At 64.7% G+C, this 14113-nt stretch carries 14 protein-coding genes; 9 read left to right on the top strand and 5 right to left on the bottom strand.

All coding sequences use genetic code 11. The features are described from left to right. Positions 1–3: 3 nt before the first annotated feature. Complete coding sequence (fabD, locus tag QZZ02_RS11885) at positions 4–951, bottom strand: ACP S-malonyltransferase (RefSeq protein ID WP_291844705.1); 948 nt, start codon at positions 949–951, stop codon at positions 4–6. Positions 952–1193: 242 nt separating this feature from the next. Here fabD and rpsF point away from each other — a divergent pair, with 242 nt between their 5' ends. From rpsF to QZZ02_RS11840, 9 genes are all read left to right on the top strand, one after another. Then, positions 1194–1547 carry a 30S ribosomal protein S6 gene (gene rpsF / locus QZZ02_RS11880; protein ID WP_291844704.1) on the top strand — a complete coding sequence of 118 codons (354 nt, stop codon included), beginning with the start codon at positions 1194–1196 and terminating at the stop codon, positions 1545–1547. Positions 1548–1558: 11 nt separating this feature from the next. Then, positions 1559–1813 (top strand): 30S ribosomal protein S18, encoded by a 255-nt coding sequence (gene rpsR / locus QZZ02_RS11875; RefSeq protein WP_011643151.1) that lies wholly within the window; start codon positions 1559–1561, stop codon positions 1811–1813. A gap of 12 nt (positions 1814–1825) precedes the next feature. Further along, positions 1826–2461, top strand: a complete 636-nt coding sequence (rplI, locus tag QZZ02_RS11870; protein WP_291844703.1) for a 50S ribosomal protein L9 — start codon at positions 1826–1828, stop codon at positions 2459–2461. A 182-nt stretch (positions 2462–2643) separates the two neighbouring features. Further along, a complete protein-coding gene (locus tag QZZ02_RS11865; protein ID WP_291844702.1) occupies positions 2644–4128 on the top strand; it encodes a replicative DNA helicase in 1485 nt (494 codons plus the stop codon). Next, entirely contained in the window at positions 4109–5221 is a 1113-nt protein-coding gene (gene alr / locus QZZ02_RS11860; RefSeq protein ID WP_291844701.1) for an alanine racemase, read from the top strand. Before QZZ02_RS11865 ends, alr begins: the two co-directional genes overlap by 20 nt. Positions 5222–5308: 87 nt before the next feature. After that, positions 5309–6685, top strand: coding sequence for a DNA repair protein RadA (radA, locus tag QZZ02_RS11855; protein ID WP_291844700.1), 1377 nt, complete (start codon positions 5309–5311; stop codon positions 6683–6685). Between the two features lie 18 nt (positions 6686–6703). Continuing rightward, entirely contained in the window at positions 6704–7348 is a 645-nt protein-coding gene (locus QZZ02_RS11850) for a CvpA family protein (protein ID WP_291844698.1), read from the top strand. Further along, positions 7345–8826 carry an amidophosphoribosyltransferase gene (gene purF, locus QZZ02_RS11845; protein WP_291844696.1) on the top strand — a complete coding sequence of 494 codons (1482 nt, stop codon included), beginning with the start codon at positions 7345–7347 and terminating at the stop codon, positions 8824–8826. The genes QZZ02_RS11850 and purF overlap by 4 nt, the downstream gene beginning before the upstream one ends. Then, a complete protein-coding gene (locus QZZ02_RS11840; protein ID WP_291844695.1) occupies positions 8823–9539 on the top strand; it encodes an SDR family NAD(P)-dependent oxidoreductase in 717 nt (238 codons plus the stop codon). The genes purF and QZZ02_RS11840 overlap by 4 nt, the downstream gene beginning before the upstream one ends. A 23-nt stretch (positions 9540–9562) precedes the next feature. Here the strand turns inward: QZZ02_RS11840 and der are convergent, their stop codons facing one another. The 4 genes from der to panB form a co-directional block, all read right to left on the bottom strand. Continuing rightward, a complete protein-coding gene (gene der, locus QZZ02_RS11835; protein WP_291844693.1) occupies positions 9563–11035 on the bottom strand; it encodes a ribosome biogenesis GTPase Der in 1473 nt (490 codons plus the stop codon). Positions 11036–11045: 10 nt separating this feature from the next. Further along, positions 11046–12422, bottom strand: a complete 1377-nt coding sequence (locus tag QZZ02_RS11830) for a PQQ-binding-like beta-propeller repeat protein (protein WP_291844692.1) — start codon at positions 12420–12422, stop codon at positions 11046–11048. Next, the gene (locus QZZ02_RS11825; protein ID WP_291844691.1) at positions 12415–13185 is read right to left on the bottom strand and encodes a tetratricopeptide repeat protein; all 771 of its coding nucleotides are present in this window, start codon (positions 13183–13185) and stop codon (positions 12415–12417) included. The genes QZZ02_RS11830 and QZZ02_RS11825 overlap by 8 nt, the downstream gene beginning before the upstream one ends. A 73-nt stretch (positions 13186–13258) precedes the next feature. After that, complete coding sequence (panB, locus tag QZZ02_RS11820) at positions 13259–14086, bottom strand: 3-methyl-2-oxobutanoate hydroxymethyltransferase (protein ID WP_291844690.1); 828 nt, start codon at positions 14084–14086, stop codon at positions 13259–13261. Positions 14087–14113: the final 27 nt, after the last annotated feature.

Raw genomic sequence — 14113 nt, 5'->3', positions numbered from 1 at the left:
GGACTACTCCTTCAGTGAGGCAGCAAGGGCTTCCAGATCGGAGGCCGAATTGAGCGGGACGCCGGCGGCATCCTTGGTTGTGCGCTTGAGCATGGTGGATAGCACCTTGCCAGAGCCGGCTTCGGCGAGCGTGGTGATGCCGGCCTCCTCGACCATCCACAACACGCTCTCGCGCCAGCGGACCCGGCCGGTGACCTGCTCGACCAGCTGTTTGCGGATGGTTTCGACGTCAGAGGTCGGGCGCGCCGTCACATTGGCGACCAGCGGGACAGTCGGCGCATTGATGGTTGCCGAAGCCAGCGCTTCGGCCATGGCATCGGCAGCGGCCTGCATCATCGGGCAATGGAAAGGCGCGGAGACCGGCAGCTTCATCGCCTTCTTGAGACCCAGCTCGGCCGCCTTGGCGATGGCGGCATCAATCGCGGCGGTGGAGCCGGAGATCACGATCTGGCCGGGCGCATTGTCATTGGCAATCGCGCAGACACCCGCCTCAGCGCCGGCCGCAACCGCGGCGGCTGCGAGGTCTTCGTCGGCCCCCAAAAGCGCCGCCATCGTACCCTCGCCGACCGGAACGGCCTTCTGCATGGCCAGACCACGCAGCTTGAGCAGTCTGGCAGCGTCGGTGATCGACAGGGCACCGGCCGCGGCCAGCGCCGAATACTCGCCAAGACTGTGACCGGCGACGAAATCCGCGACATTGACCCTTACGTCAAACTCGGCGTCGAGCACGGCCATGACGGCAAGGCTGGCGGCCATCAGGGCCGGCTGGGCATTCTCGGTCAGGGTCAGGGTCTCGATCGGCCCCTCGGCCATCAGCCCGCTGAGATTCTGGCCCAGCGCCGCATCGACCTCGTCAAGCACAGCGCGAGCCGAGGCAAACTGTCCGGCCAGTTCCTGCGCCATGCCGACGGCCTGGCTTCCTTGCCCCGGAAAGACAAAGGCGAGTTTCATGGCGATCCCTCCCCCATGAAGATTTGAGTTGGCCGCTGACTAGCCCTTCCCGAGGGCAGCGCGCAAGAGGCGATGCGGCTTGCACATGCAGGCCGCATGGGCTATGGCCCGCGCTTCGCTTGGTTGCGGTCTCCCGTTCATGGCGTTGAAGCATGGTGTTTCAACCGGATTGGAGAGCCGCCGCACACCTGCCCGACCCTTCGGCATGGCGTGCGCCGCAACCGTTATCGAAGGGAGCCTTCATGGCACTTTACGAGCACATCTTCATCGTGCGCCCGGACGTTTCTCCGGCGCAGATGGAATCTCTTCTCGAAGAGACCAAAGCCCTGATCGAAGAAAAGGGCGGCAAGGCCGGCAAGACCGAATACTGGGGTCTGCGCAATCTTGCTTACCGCATCAACAAATCCCGCAAGGGCCATTACGGCCTCATCGATATCGACGCCGAAGCCGCCGTCATCGACGAGCTCGAGCGCCTGCAGCGTCTGTCGGAAGACGTCATCCGCTACATGACCCTGCGCGTTGAAGCCCACACCGAAGAGCCGTCGGCCATCCTCACCAAAAAGGATGATCGCCGCGGTCGTCGCGAGCGGAACTAGGAGAACGTACGATGTCTTCAGGCAATATCTCGAATCTGCCGGCGCGCCGTCCGTTCATGCGTCGTCGCAAGGTCTGCCCGTTCTCCGGTGAAAATGCACCGGCGATCGATTTCAAGGACCCCAAGCTCCTGCTTCGCTACATGTCCGAGCGTGGCAAGATCGTCCCGTCCCGCATCACCGCGGTGTCGGCCAAGAAGCAGCGTGAACTGGCCCGTGCGATCAAGCGCGCCCGCCAGCTGGCCCTGCTCCCCTATGTGGTCGATTAAGGAGAACTGACAATGAAACTGGTTCTCTTGGAACGCGTTGAAAATCTCGGCGTCATTGGTGACGTCGTTTCCGTACGCCCCGGCTTCGCCCGCAATTTCCTTCTGCCGCAAGGCAAGGCACTGCGCGCAACCGAAGCCAACATGGCGCGCTTTGAAGTCGAGCGTGAGCTCCTCGAAAAGCGCAATGCCGAACGGGCTGCGGAAGCTGCTGAATCCGGCAAGACGATCGATGGCGAAAGCTTCGTCATGATCCGTCAGGCTGGCGAGAGCGGTCAGCTCTACGGTTCTGTCTCCTCGCGTGACATCGCCGAGATCGTGTCCGAAAGCGGCACCAAGGTCGTCCGTTCGCAGGTCGCCCTGAATGCCCCGATCAAGACGCTGGGTCTGCACGAGCTGAAGATCAAGCTGCACGCCGACGTCTCCGTGACCGTGACGATCAACATCGCACGCTCGCAGGACGAGGCTGAACGCCAGGAAGCTGGCGAAGACGTGATCGCGGCCCAGGCCGATGAAGATCGCGCCATCGCGGAAGCCCAGGCGGCGGAACTCTTCGAAGCCAGCGAGGAAGGCCAGGAACTGGCTGCCCAGCGCGAAGCGGGCGAAGATGCCGGTGCCGGCGAAGAAGAAAGCGAAGAGACGGACGCGTAAGCGCCTGCCACTTCATTGCTTTTGCAGGAACGGGCCGGTCAGCTGACCGGCCCGTTCTTGTTTGCATCCCGGGTCGCGACTTTTCCACACTCCTCCACAGGCAGGCCAATGAGCTGTGGGCAATCGCAGCACAGGCGCCTCAAGGGGGTGTATCGGCGGGCCAGCTTCTGTATCCCAGAGCCATGACCACCGCCCTGATGCCATACGATGATGACACGCAGACCGAGACGCTCGACTCGGCGCCGCACAATCTTGACGCCGAACAGGCCTTCCTGGGGGCGCTTCTCTATGACAACGAGATGTTCCACCGGGTCGCCGACTGGCTGAAGGCGGAACACTTCTATGACCCGGTCCATGGCCGCATCTTCGAGACGGCGACCGACCTGATCGGCCGCGGATCGCTGGCGGATGCGGTCGTGCTGAAGACACAGTTCGATCGGGATGACGGCCTCCGGGACATTGGCGGCACGACCTATCTCGCTGTCCTCATGGAAGGCGCTGCGACCGGCAATGCAGCCGTCGAATATGCCCGCATCATCTACGAACTGGCGCTGCGCCGCGAGCTGATCCGGATCGGCAATGACCTGGCCAATGCGGCCAGCGCCGATGTCGAGGTCCAGGCCCGCGAGCTGATCCAGGAAATCGAGCAGCAACTCTACAATCTCGCTGAGGAAGGCTCGGCCTCGCGCGGCTTCGTCTCGTTCAAGCAGGCGCTCGCAGAATCGGTTGAGACTGCAGCGGCGGCCTATGAGCGCGATGGCGGCCTGTCAGGTATCTCCTCGGGCCTGAAATCGCTCGACGAGAAGCTCGGCGGCATGCACCCGTCCGACCTCATCATCCTCGCCGGCCGCCCCTCGATGGGCAAGACCGCCCTGGCGACCAATATCGCCTTCGATGTGGCCCGGAACTACCAGTTCGAGATCCAGCCGGACGGCACCAAGAAGACCACCAATGGAGGCGTGGTCGGCTTCTATTCGCTGGAAATGTCGGCCGAACAGCTCGCGACGCGTCTGATCGCCGATTATACCGGCATCCCCGGCTACATGATCCGTCAGGGCACGATCGACGCGACCCAGTACGAGGAAATCCGCGACGCCTGCCTCGAGATCCAGGGCCTGCCGCTCTATATCGACGACACCGGTGGTCTGCCCATCTCCGCCCTCGCCGCCCGCGCGCGCCGCCTGAAACGCACCCACGGGCTCGACCTGATCGTGGTCGACTACCTGCAGCTGGTGACCTCGTCGAAGAACCGGTCCGGCGGCAGCCGCGTGGAAGAGGTCTCCGAAGTCACGCAGAACCTCAAGGCGCTGGCCAAGGAATTATCCGTGCCCGTGATCGCCCTGTCGCAGCTCTCGCGCCAGGTGGAGAACCGGGAAGACAAGAAGCCGCAGCTGTCCGACCTTCGCGAATCCGGCTCGATCGAGCAGGATGCCGACGTGGTGCTCTTCGTGTATCGTGAGGCCTACTACAAGGAACGCGAGAAACCGCGCGAGGACACGCCGGAATATCTGGCGTGGGAAGAGGAATTCCGCCGCATCGAAAAGCTCGCCGAAGTGATCATCGGCAAGCAGCGTCATGGTGCGATCGGTACGGCGAAAATGGCGTTCGACGGCGCTCGGACCAAGTTCACGGATCTGGAAACGCGCTTTGACGACACCTCGTCCTGATCCTGCCGCGCCCGACGGGCTGGCCCGTCCGGCTCCGCGCCTGATCATCGACCTCGCCGCCATCCAGAGAAATTACGCCCGGCTGCAAGCTCTGGCCCCGACTGCCGAGGTCGGCGCCGTGGTAAAGGCCAATGCCTATGCCATGGGCGCGACCGAGGTCGTGCCGGCCCTGGCCGAAGCCGGTTGCCGGCATTTCTACACGGCCCACACGGCTGAAGCCGTCGAGGCCCGGCAGGCGCTCGCCGGGCGTGACGCCGCAATCTACGTGTTCAACGGCTACTGGCCCTCCGAACTGCCGACCCTGCGGGCACACGGACTGATCCCGGTCGTCAATACGATCGACCAGCTTGCGAGCCTGCGCGCCACGGCGCCCGACCTGCCCTGCGCCCTGCACCTGGATACCGGCATGAACCGGCTCGGTCTCGGCCGGCCGGAAACCGAATACCTGCTCGCGCGCCGTGAGCTTCTGGCCGGCCTGGATGTGCGCCAGATCATGAGCCATCTCGCATGCGGCGATGCCCCCGAGCATCCGCTCAACGCGACGCAGCTGAAGCGCTTCTCGGCCATCCGGTCCGCCTTCCCGGACATCCCGGCCAGCCTCGCCAATTCCGCCGGCGTGCTTTTGGGCGAGGCCTGGCATTTCGACGTGCTGCGTCCGGGACTCGCGCTCTATGGCGGCAACCCGGCGCCCGGCCATCCCGCGCCGTTTGAGCCGGCCGTTCGCGTTGACGCGCCAATCCTGCAGATCCGCGAGCTCGAGCCCGGCGACACGCTGGGCTATGGCGCGACCTGGACTGCCGACAGACCGGTCCGCATCGCGACGGTCGCAGCGGGCTATGCCGACGGCCTGCTCTGGGCCAGTGCCCGGGGGGGGGCCGGCTATGTCGGTTCGGTGCGAACGCCCATTCTCGGCCGGGTCTCGATGGATCTGATCGCGGTCGATCTCAGCGCCGTCGACACACCGCTGGAGCCGGGCATGCCGGTCAGCTTCCTCGGCGCGCATCTCGACGAGATCGCCGATGCCGCCGGCACCATCTCCTATGAGTTCCTTGTCCGGCTCGGCATCCGCTTCGACCGCGTCTACAAGCGCTGAATTCCCGCTGCCCTGGCCACGCTGGCCAGGACTTGTTCTGTCACCCCTGCAGGTTTCAATGCCTGCGAGCAAGGGAGTTGATTCGTCATGGCGCGCGCCGAAACCACCTATATCTGCCAGTCCTGCGGCGGCGTGCAGCCGAAATGGGCCGGGCGCTGCGATGCCTGCGGCCAGTGGAACACATTGGTCGAGGAAACCCCGTCCGCGCCGCTCGGCACCCAGGCGACGGCCGCCAAGCGGCGTGGCCGGGCGGCCCGCCTCAACCTCGTCGACCTGGGTTCGGAAAGCCCCGAGCCTGACCGGCTGCAATCGGGCATCAGCGAGCTCGACCGGGTCTGCGGCGGCGGTCTGGTACCCGGCTCTGCCATCCTGGTTGGCGGGGATCCGGGTATTGGCAAGTCTACCCTCCTCCTGCAGATGATGGCCCAGATTGCCCGAAGCGAGGCCCGCGCCATCTATGTCTCCGGCGAAGAAGCAATCGACCAGGTCCGCCGCCGCGCCAGGCGCCTCGGATTGGCGGACGCACCGGTATCACTGGCGTCGGAAACGGCTCTCAACGACATTCTCGACGGGTTGAAGGTGGAAAAGCCGGACATCGTCGTCATCGACTCGATCCAGACGGTCTGGTCGGACCAGCTGGCAGCGGCGCCCGGCACCGTCGCCCAGGTCCGCGCCTGCGCCCAGGAGCTCGTCCGTTTTGCCAAGAAAAGCAATTGCACGGTCATCCTGGTCGGCCATGTCACCAAGGATGGCCAGATCGCCGGACCGCGGGTGGTCGAGCACATGGTCGATGCCGTGCTCTATTTCGAAGGCGAACGCTCGCACCAGTTCCGCATCCTGCGCGCCGTGAAAAACCGCTTCGGACCGACCGACGAGATCGGCGTCTTCGAGATGGGTGACAAGGGGCTGTCGGAAGTCCTCAATCCCTCCTCCCTCTTTCTGGACGGCCGCGGCGGCGACACGCCGGGTGCCGCCGTGTTCGCCGGCATGGAGGGCACACGGCCCGTCCTGTCGGAAATCCAGGCCCTGGTAGCCCCCGCCGCCTTCGGGACGCCGCGCCGGGCCGTGGTCGGCTGGGACAGTGGCCGCCTCGCCATGGTGCTGGCCGTGCTGGAAGCGCGCTGCGGTGTCGAACTGGCCGGCCGCGACATCTTCCTCAACGTCGCCGGCGGGCTGAAGATCACCGAACCGGCTGCCGATCTCGCCGTCGCCGCTGCGATTGTGTCCTCGGCTCTCGACGTGGCCCTGCCGGCTGACGGCGTTGTTTACGGAGAAATCAGTCTTTCCGGCGATGTTCGTCCGGTCGGACGCAGTGATTCGCGCCTCAAGGAAGCTGCCAAACTCGGCTTCACGCGGGCCATCGCCCCCCAGGCTGCTGCCGACGAGACCGCCCCGGTACGGGTCGATGGCGTGGCCACGGCGCTCGAATTGGTGCAGACTCTGCGGGCAATGGCGGGCGAATAGTTACGGAGTGTCGCGCCGATGGATTCTTCACTGACCGCCTTTGACGGGATTGGTCTGACCATCCTGATGGCCTCGGGCCTTTTGGCGCTGGTCCGCGGTTTCGTGCGCGAAGCCCTGTCGGTCACCGCTTTCGTGGCCGCATCGCTGGCGACCCTGTGGGCGCTGCCGGCCTTTATCGGCCCGGCGCAGGACATGATTGATCCCGACTGGCTCGCCCCCCTGGCAGTCGGCGGTATCGTCTTCATCATCATTTATCTGGCGGTCACCTTCGTCACGAGCTCGCTGTCACGCGGCCTCGCCAAGGGCGAGGACGTCAATGTCGTTGACCGGACCCTGGGCTTTGCCTTCGGCCTGGTGCGCGGCCTCGTCCTGCTCGGCCTCGGCGTGATCTTCGTGGCCGCGACCTTCGGTGAGAATGGCCGACCGCCGGCAACGATCACCCAGGCGCGGATCTACCCGCTGGTAAACGCCACCGCCCGGGCCCTGCAGACACTGGCGCCCGAGAGCTCCCGTATCGGCTCGACGGCGCCGCTGCCGGGCGGGCGCGACGATCCGATTGCAGAAACAATAAGAAATAATGACACGTCCTATGGCAGACGCGACCGAAACCGACTAGATGACCTCATCGGTTCGACCACGGATGACCAGGAAGACGATGGATGAGCGACCACAGCGCCATTCCCGCCACGCTGACCTACGATCCGGAGAGTGATCGCCCCCAGGAAGAATGCGGTGTTTTCGCCGTATATGGCGCCGACGACGCTGCCATCCTGACCGCGCTCGGCCTCCATGCGCTTCAGCATCGGGGACAGGAAGCTTGCGGTATCGCGACCCATGACGGGTCGCGTTTCCATATTGAACGCTATCTTGGTCTTGTCGGCGAGAACTTCACCTCGCCCGACATGCCGCAGCGCCTGCCCGGCCGGGTGGCGATCGGCCATGCCCGCTATTCGACCCAGGGCGCCTCCGTGCTGCGCAATGTGCAGCCCCTGTTCGCCGATGTTCGCGGCGGCGGCATCGCCCTTGCCCATAACGGCAATCTGACCAATGCCCGCGTGCTGCGCGAGGAATTGGTCAATCATGGCCAGATCTTCCAGTCGACGTCGGACAGTGAGGTCGTGCTTCACCTCGCGGCCCTGTCAAAAAAGAACAAGCTGACCAATCGCGTGCTTTCGGCCCTGAAACAGGTCCAGGGCGCCTTCGCCTTCGTCGCCGTTGTCAATGACCGCCTGATCGTGGCGCGAGACCCCTATGGCATCCGCCCGCTGGTCATGGGCCGCCTCGGTGAAGCCTATATCTTCGCCTCGGAAACCTGCGCCCTCGACATGGTCGGCGCCACATTCGTACGCGAGATCGAGCCGGGTGAAGCCGTTGTGGTTAACGAAAGCGGCCTGCGCTCGGAACGGTTCGCCCCGGCCCGTCCAGCCCAGATCTGCGCCTTCGAGTACATCTATTTCGCCCGTCCCGACTCGGTCATCGGTGGCCGCAGCGTCTATGAAGCGCGCAAGGAAATGGGACGTCAGCTGGCGCTGGAAACCCCGGCCGATGTCGATGTCATCATACCGGTGCCCGACAGTGGCGTGCCGGCCGCGATCGGGTTTTCCGAAGCGTCGGGAATTCCTTTCGAGCTGGGCATCATTCGCTCGCACTTCGTCGGACGGACCTTCATCCAGCCGACCCAGGACAGGCGCGATCTCTCCGTGCGTCGCAAGCATGCTGCAAATGCCGCCGTGGTACGGGGAAAGCGTGTCCTGCTGATCGACGATTCCATCGTCCGCGGCACCACCTCGCTGAAAATTGTGCGCATGATGCGCGAAGCCGGCGCCTCGGAAGTCCATTTCCGCTCGGCCTGCCCGCCGATCAAGCACCCCGACTTCTACGGCATCGACATGGCCGGTCACGACGAGCTGATCGCCGCCAACATGTCGGTCGACGAAATGGCCGCCAGACTCGAGGCCGACAGCCTCGGCTTCCTCACCGTCAACGGTCTCTACCAGGCCGTGATCGGCGCGCCGCGCGACGAAACCGCGCCGCAACTGGCTGACCATTATTTCACGGGTGAATACCCGACCCTCCTGGCCGATCACGACCGTGATCTCTCGGCCAAGGAATTCCAGCTCTCCTTCCTGGTGGACGCATGACCCAGATTGATCTTCAAGGCCGCCTCGCTCTGGTGAGCGGGGCATCGCGTGGTATTGGCCGCGCCATGGCACTCGAACTGGCCAAGGCCGGCGCCCATGTCATCGCGACGGCCCGTACGACCGGTGGCCTGGAAGAGCTGGACGACGCGATTACGGAAGCCGGCGGGAGCTGCACCCTGGTGCCACTTGACCTGATGAGCCAGGACGGGATCGAAAAGCTCGCCGGAATCGTCTCGGAGCGCTGGGAAAAGCTGGACATCCTGGTGGCGTGCGCCGGTGCTCTCGGGGTGCTGACCCCGGCGGCCCAGGTAAAGTCCAAGACCTGGCACGAGGTGATCGGCGTCAATCTGATGGCCCCGGCCCGCATGATCCGCGCCTTCGAGCCGCTTCTGCTGGCCTCTGACGCCGGCCGCGCCGTTTTCATCTCCTCGGGTGCCGCTGCGTCCCGCCGCGCTTTCTGGGGCCCCTATGCGGCCTCCAAGGCCGCCCTCGACGCGCTCGTCGAGAGCTGGGCCAATGAGCACGTCAACAATCCGGATATCCGCATCAATACGGTTTATCCCGGTGCCCTGCGCACGCAGATGCGCGCCAAGGCCTTTCCGGGCGAGAATCCGAATGACCTGCCGGAACCGGCCGCGCTGTGGCCGACGATCGCCGAACTGGTCGGCCCGGACTGCAAGCGGCATGGCGAGATCGTCAAGTTTGAAGGCTAGTCACCGGGTGTCCGAACCGGTCGTCAGGGCTTGCGACCGGCCGCCTTGCCCTTGGCCTGGTGCTGGCCCTTGGGCGGCTTGACCGGACGGTTGGGCCGGGCCGGCTTGCCGGACTTGTCGGCCGCGACGCTGCCGCCGCGATCGCCATCGACATAGGGGTTCTTGCCCGCCTTGACGATCAGGCGGATCGGCACGCCGGGCAGCTCAAAGGCCTCGCGCAGACCATTGACCAGATAGCGCTTGTAGCTTTCCGGCAGGTCCGAGGCGCGCGAACACATCATCACGAAGGTCGGCGGGCGCCCCTTGGTCTGGGTGATGTAGCGCGGCTTGATGCGGCGGCCATTGACGGCCGGCGGCGGATGACGCTCGGTCATCTCGTGCAGCCAGTCATTGAGATCGCGCGTCTTGACCTTGGCGTCCCAGTTCTCGTGCAGCTTGGCCAGGGTCGGCATGATCGCATCGAGACCCTTTTTCTTCAGGGCCGAGATCGGCAGCACCGGTGCACCGGTCATTTGTGGCAAGAGGCGTTCAAACTCGAGCCGGATTTCCTTGAGATAGGCTTCGCGATTGGGCACGAGGTCCATCTTGGACACACAGATCGCGACCGCCCGGCCCTCCTTGTAGGCCATGTCGGCCAGGTGGAGGTCCTGCTTTTCAAGCGGGTGATCGGAATCCATCAGCAAGAGCACGACTTCGGCGAACTTCACGGCACGCAGCGTGTCGGCCGCGCTCATCCGCTCAAGCCGATCGGCGACCTTGCCGCGCTTGCGCAGGCCGGCGGTGTCGTGCAGGCGCACACGGCGCCCGTCCCAGACCCAGTCGACGGAAATGGCGTCGCGGGTGATCCCGGCCTCGGGGCCGGTGATCAGGCGCTCCTCGCCGATCAGCGTGTTGATCAGGGTCGACTTGCCGGCATTGGGTCGGCCGATCACGGCAATCCGCAATGGCGGCTCGCCCTCATCCTTCTTGATCCGGCGGGCCGCCTTGGCCATCGGACCCAGCGCGGTGAAGACTGCATCATAGAGATCACCAATCCCCGCGCCATGCGCCGCCGAGAAGGCAATCGGCTCGCCGAGACCCAGCTGGAAGGCATCCATCAAACCGTCTTCACCGGCCTTGCCTTCGCACTTGTTGGCAAGCAGGAGGACCGGCTTGCCGGATTTGCGGATGACGTCGGCAAAGACGATATCGAGCGGCGTGACACCGGCCCGGGCATCGATCAGAAGCAGGCAGAGATCGGCATCATGGATGGCCATTTCGGTCTGCGTGCGCATCTCCGCATCCAGACCGTCTTTCTCGGCATCATCATAACCGGCCGTGTCGATCAGCAGGAGCGGCAGATCGCCCAGACGCCCACGCGCCTCACGCCGGTCCCGGGTGACACCCGGCCGGTCGTCGACAATGGCCAGCGGTTTTCCAGCCAAGCGATTGAACAAGGTCGATTTTCCCACATTGGGCCGTCCAACGACGGCAATGCGGGGCAGGTAAGCAGTCATGCATTTGCGCCTAGCGGAGCGCGATCATCCGCGCATCATCGGTGACGACATATACGGTTTCATTGGCAATGACAGGGGGCACGAACACATCACCGGGCAATTCGCGCTCGGAAAGGATGGTGCCGTTGAAGGCATCGAGCACCACCATGTCGCCGCGGCTGGAGGCAACAACGAGCCGGCCACCGGCCATGGTGGGGCCGGTCCAGGCGAGGCGGTTCTTGCGCTCGCGGGCGTTTTCGAACAGCGACAACTGGGTGATCCAGTAGACCTCGCCGTCGTGGCGATTGATGCAGACGATCTCGGCTTCGCTCGTGGTGACAAAGAGGAAATCCCCTGCCACCCATGGCGCGTGCAGGCCACCGGCCGGCTGGCTCCACAGGCGTTCGCCGGTACGCAGCGAGATCGCCGCGAGCAGTCCGGAATGGCTCATCGCATAGACGGTGTTATCGACCACAACCGGGCTGCCGGCGACATCATTGATCTCGGACATGGCGGTCAGGCCACCGGACCGGGTCAGGCTGTCCTGCCAGATCGGATTGCCGTTCTGCACCCGCAGCGCGATCAGCTCGCCGGACGCAAAGGGCGCCACGACAATGTCGCCCAGAACAGCGGGGCTCGGCGCGGTCAGGAGGCGGGCCGACTCGACGATGCCCTGATAGGTCCACAGGACCTGTCCGGTCGTGGTGTCGAGTGCCAGAAGCTCATTGTCGTCACTGGAGACGAAAATGCGGCCATCGGCGACCGTCGGGGCGCCATGGAAAGGCACCAGCGTTTCCGAACGCCAGATCTCGCTGCCGCTCTGCGCGTCCAGCGCGATGAAGAAATTGAGACCCGAATGGACGTAGATGCGGCCGCCGTCAAAGGCGATGCCACCGCCAAAGGACATGCGGTCATAGCGGTGTGTGGCTTCGATCCGGTGGCTCCACAGCATACCGCCGGTTTCGGCATCCATCGCCACGACTTCGCCGCGCGCGTCGATCGCAAAGATTTTGCCATCCGCCACGACCGGACGGGCATTGAGACGATGATCATTGTCCGACCCAGCGCCGAAGCCCTCACGCCAGGCAATCGCCAGCGGACCGGAGGCCTGGGTGTGCTGGACGGCATTGGTCGGGTAGCCACCGGGCTGCGGCCAGACCGTGTTGACGTAGGCTGTGGGCAGGTCGACCGCGGCGCGCTCGCCGTTTTCGTCCAGTCGCAGGCCCTGCTCGAAATTCAGGATGGAAACACGACCATCGGTCGGCGCGTCCCCGTTGAGGCGCGCATTATCGTCGTCATTGCCACGCCCTGGAATGATGTCCAACGGGTTGGGAATGGACGAGCAGGCAGCCAGCGGGGCAATGAGGGCCACACCCAGAAGGGTGCGGATACGCTTTACATCAATCATCGCCTGCATCCCCGGCATCATTGGTTTCTTCAGTCTCTTGCCCGGCAGTCTCGCCATCGGCTCCGGCGTCGGGCGCTGCCGCCGACGCGGCCCCGTCGTCCGCCTCGCCGACCAGCGAATTGTGCTGGGCGACAAGCGCAAGGGCTTCCTGGGCACGACGCTGAACGCCGCTCGGTGCGTCGCTCGCGAAAGCGAGGAACTGGTATTGCGTCCGCGCCCGCTCGATCTCGCCGGCCCGCAAGGCCGCCGCCGCGATCGTTTCGCGGGCCAGGTGACGGAAGGGCGAATCCCCTCCGATCAGCACATTCAGGCGCAGGTCGATATCGGAATAGGACAGGCTGTCCCAGGACGCCCAGACCGAACGGATTTCGGCCATGTCACGCAGCAGCGGATCGGAGGCCCGCGCTGCAACCTCATCAAAGAAGCCCGCGGCCGCAGCTGCGTCACCTTGCTCGAGCGCCAGATTGCCGCGCTGCATGAGGGCCAGGGCGGCATAACCCGGCGTGCCTTCCGCGACCACCGAGTCGAGCGCCGCCGCGGCCGCATCAAGCCGGCCCGCCTCGACATCATTCATCGCTGCGATGAAGGCGTCGGACGACGTTTCACGATTGCGCGTCTGCCAGGCGTCGAATCCTTGCCAGGCGACCGTACCGAGGATGACCGCCACTGCGGCACCGAGGACCCAAGGCCCCCATTGACGCAACAAATCCTGATACTTGTCCCGGCGAAGTTCTTCGTCGACTTCTTCAAAAATATCGACCACGTCGAAGCGGCTCCGTAATTCCTACCAATGTGCGGCGGACCCTAGCGTCACTACCCCCCTGCCGCAACAGAGGTCAGCCGTCAGAACGCTTCATCGTGTAGACCTCGCGCTGCGAGGGAAAGCTGCGGTCACGGACATCGCTGGCATATTGCGCCACCGCCGCGTCCGTACGCTCGGCCATATTGTCGTAGCGCTTGACGAATTTCGGGGTCCAGTCGAACACGCCGAGCATGTCCTGGGTGACGAGAATCTGCCCGTCACAGGCGGCCGAGGCACCGATACCGATGGTCGGCACGGCGACGGTCTCGGTGATCTCGCGGGCCAGGTCTTCAGCGACACCCTCGATAACAATGGCAAAGGCACCGGCTTCGGCCGTGGCAATCGCCTCGTCGATCACACGCTGACGCTCCGCATCGGTGCGCCCCTTGGCCCGGAATCCGCCATCGGCGAGTGCCGCCTGCGGCCGCAGGCCGATATGGCCGATCACCGGAATCGAGCGTTCGGCCATGAAGCGGATGGTCTCGGCGGCATAGGTGCCGCTTTCGATCTTGATCGCCTGGCAGCCGGTCTCCGCCATGATACGGGCAGCATTGGCAAAGGCCTGCTCAGGCGACTGCTCATAGCTGCCGAACGGCATGTCGACGGCAACCAGGGCGCGTTTGGCCCCCCGCATGACGGCCTGGCCGTGCAGGATCATCATGTCGAGCGTCACGCCGATCGTGGACTCCAGCCCGTGTACCACCATGCCGACACTGTCGCCGACCAGAAGCAGGTCGCAATGCGGATCGAGAATGCGCGCCATCGGCGCGTCATAGGCGGTCAGGCAGACGAGCGGCTCACCACCCTTGCGGGCACGGATATCCGGCGCCGTGACGCGGCGGACCTGGTTTTGGGCAGACATGAGAACGGCCTTCCGGAACTTGGGTGG

Source organism: Maricaulis sp., from assembly GCF_015665295.1.
Classification (GTDB): Bacteria; Pseudomonadota; Alphaproteobacteria; order Caulobacterales; family Maricaulaceae; genus Maricaulis.
Note: the sequence above shows the minus strand (reverse complement) of the source record. Positions and strands in the feature narration are given on the sequence as shown.

What these genes read in the sequence shown, in the direction of transcription:
- fabD (WP_291844705.1), bottom strand. Translation starts at nt 951, where the DNA reads ATGAAACTCGCCTTTGTCTTTCCGGGGCAAGGAAGCCAGGCCGTCGGC.
- rpsF (WP_291844704.1), top strand. Translation starts at nt 1,194, where the DNA reads ATGGCACTTTACGAGCACATCTTCATCGTGCGCCCGGACGTTTCTCCG.
- rpsR (WP_011643151.1), top strand. Translation starts at nt 1,559, where the DNA reads ATGTCTTCAGGCAATATCTCGAATCTGCCGGCGCGCCGTCCGTTCATG.
- rplI (WP_291844703.1), top strand. Translation starts at nt 1,826, where the DNA reads ATGAAACTGGTTCTCTTGGAACGCGTTGAAAATCTCGGCGTCATTGGT.
- QZZ02_RS11865 (WP_291844702.1), top strand. Translation starts at nt 2,644, where the DNA reads ATGACCACCGCCCTGATGCCATACGATGATGACACGCAGACCGAGACG.
- radA (WP_291844700.1), top strand. Translation starts at nt 5,309, where the DNA reads ATGGCGCGCGCCGAAACCACCTATATCTGCCAGTCCTGCGGCGGCGTG.
- QZZ02_RS11850 (WP_291844698.1), top strand. Translation starts at nt 6,704, where the DNA reads ATGGATTCTTCACTGACCGCCTTTGACGGGATTGGTCTGACCATCCTG.
- purF (WP_291844696.1), top strand. Translation starts at nt 7,345, where the DNA reads ATGAGCGACCACAGCGCCATTCCCGCCACGCTGACCTACGATCCGGAG.
- QZZ02_RS11840 (WP_291844695.1), top strand. Translation starts at nt 8,823, where the DNA reads ATGACCCAGATTGATCTTCAAGGCCGCCTCGCTCTGGTGAGCGGGGCA.
- der (WP_291844693.1), bottom strand. Translation starts at nt 11,035, where the DNA reads ATGACTGCTTACCTGCCCCGCATTGCCGTCGTTGGACGGCCCAATGTG.
- QZZ02_RS11830 (WP_291844692.1), bottom strand. Translation starts at nt 12,422, where the DNA reads ATGATTGATGTAAAGCGTATCCGCACCCTTCTGGGTGTGGCCCTCATT.
- panB (WP_291844690.1), bottom strand. Translation starts at nt 14,086, where the DNA reads ATGTCTGCCCAAAACCAGGTCCGCCGCGTCACGGCGCCGGATATCCGT.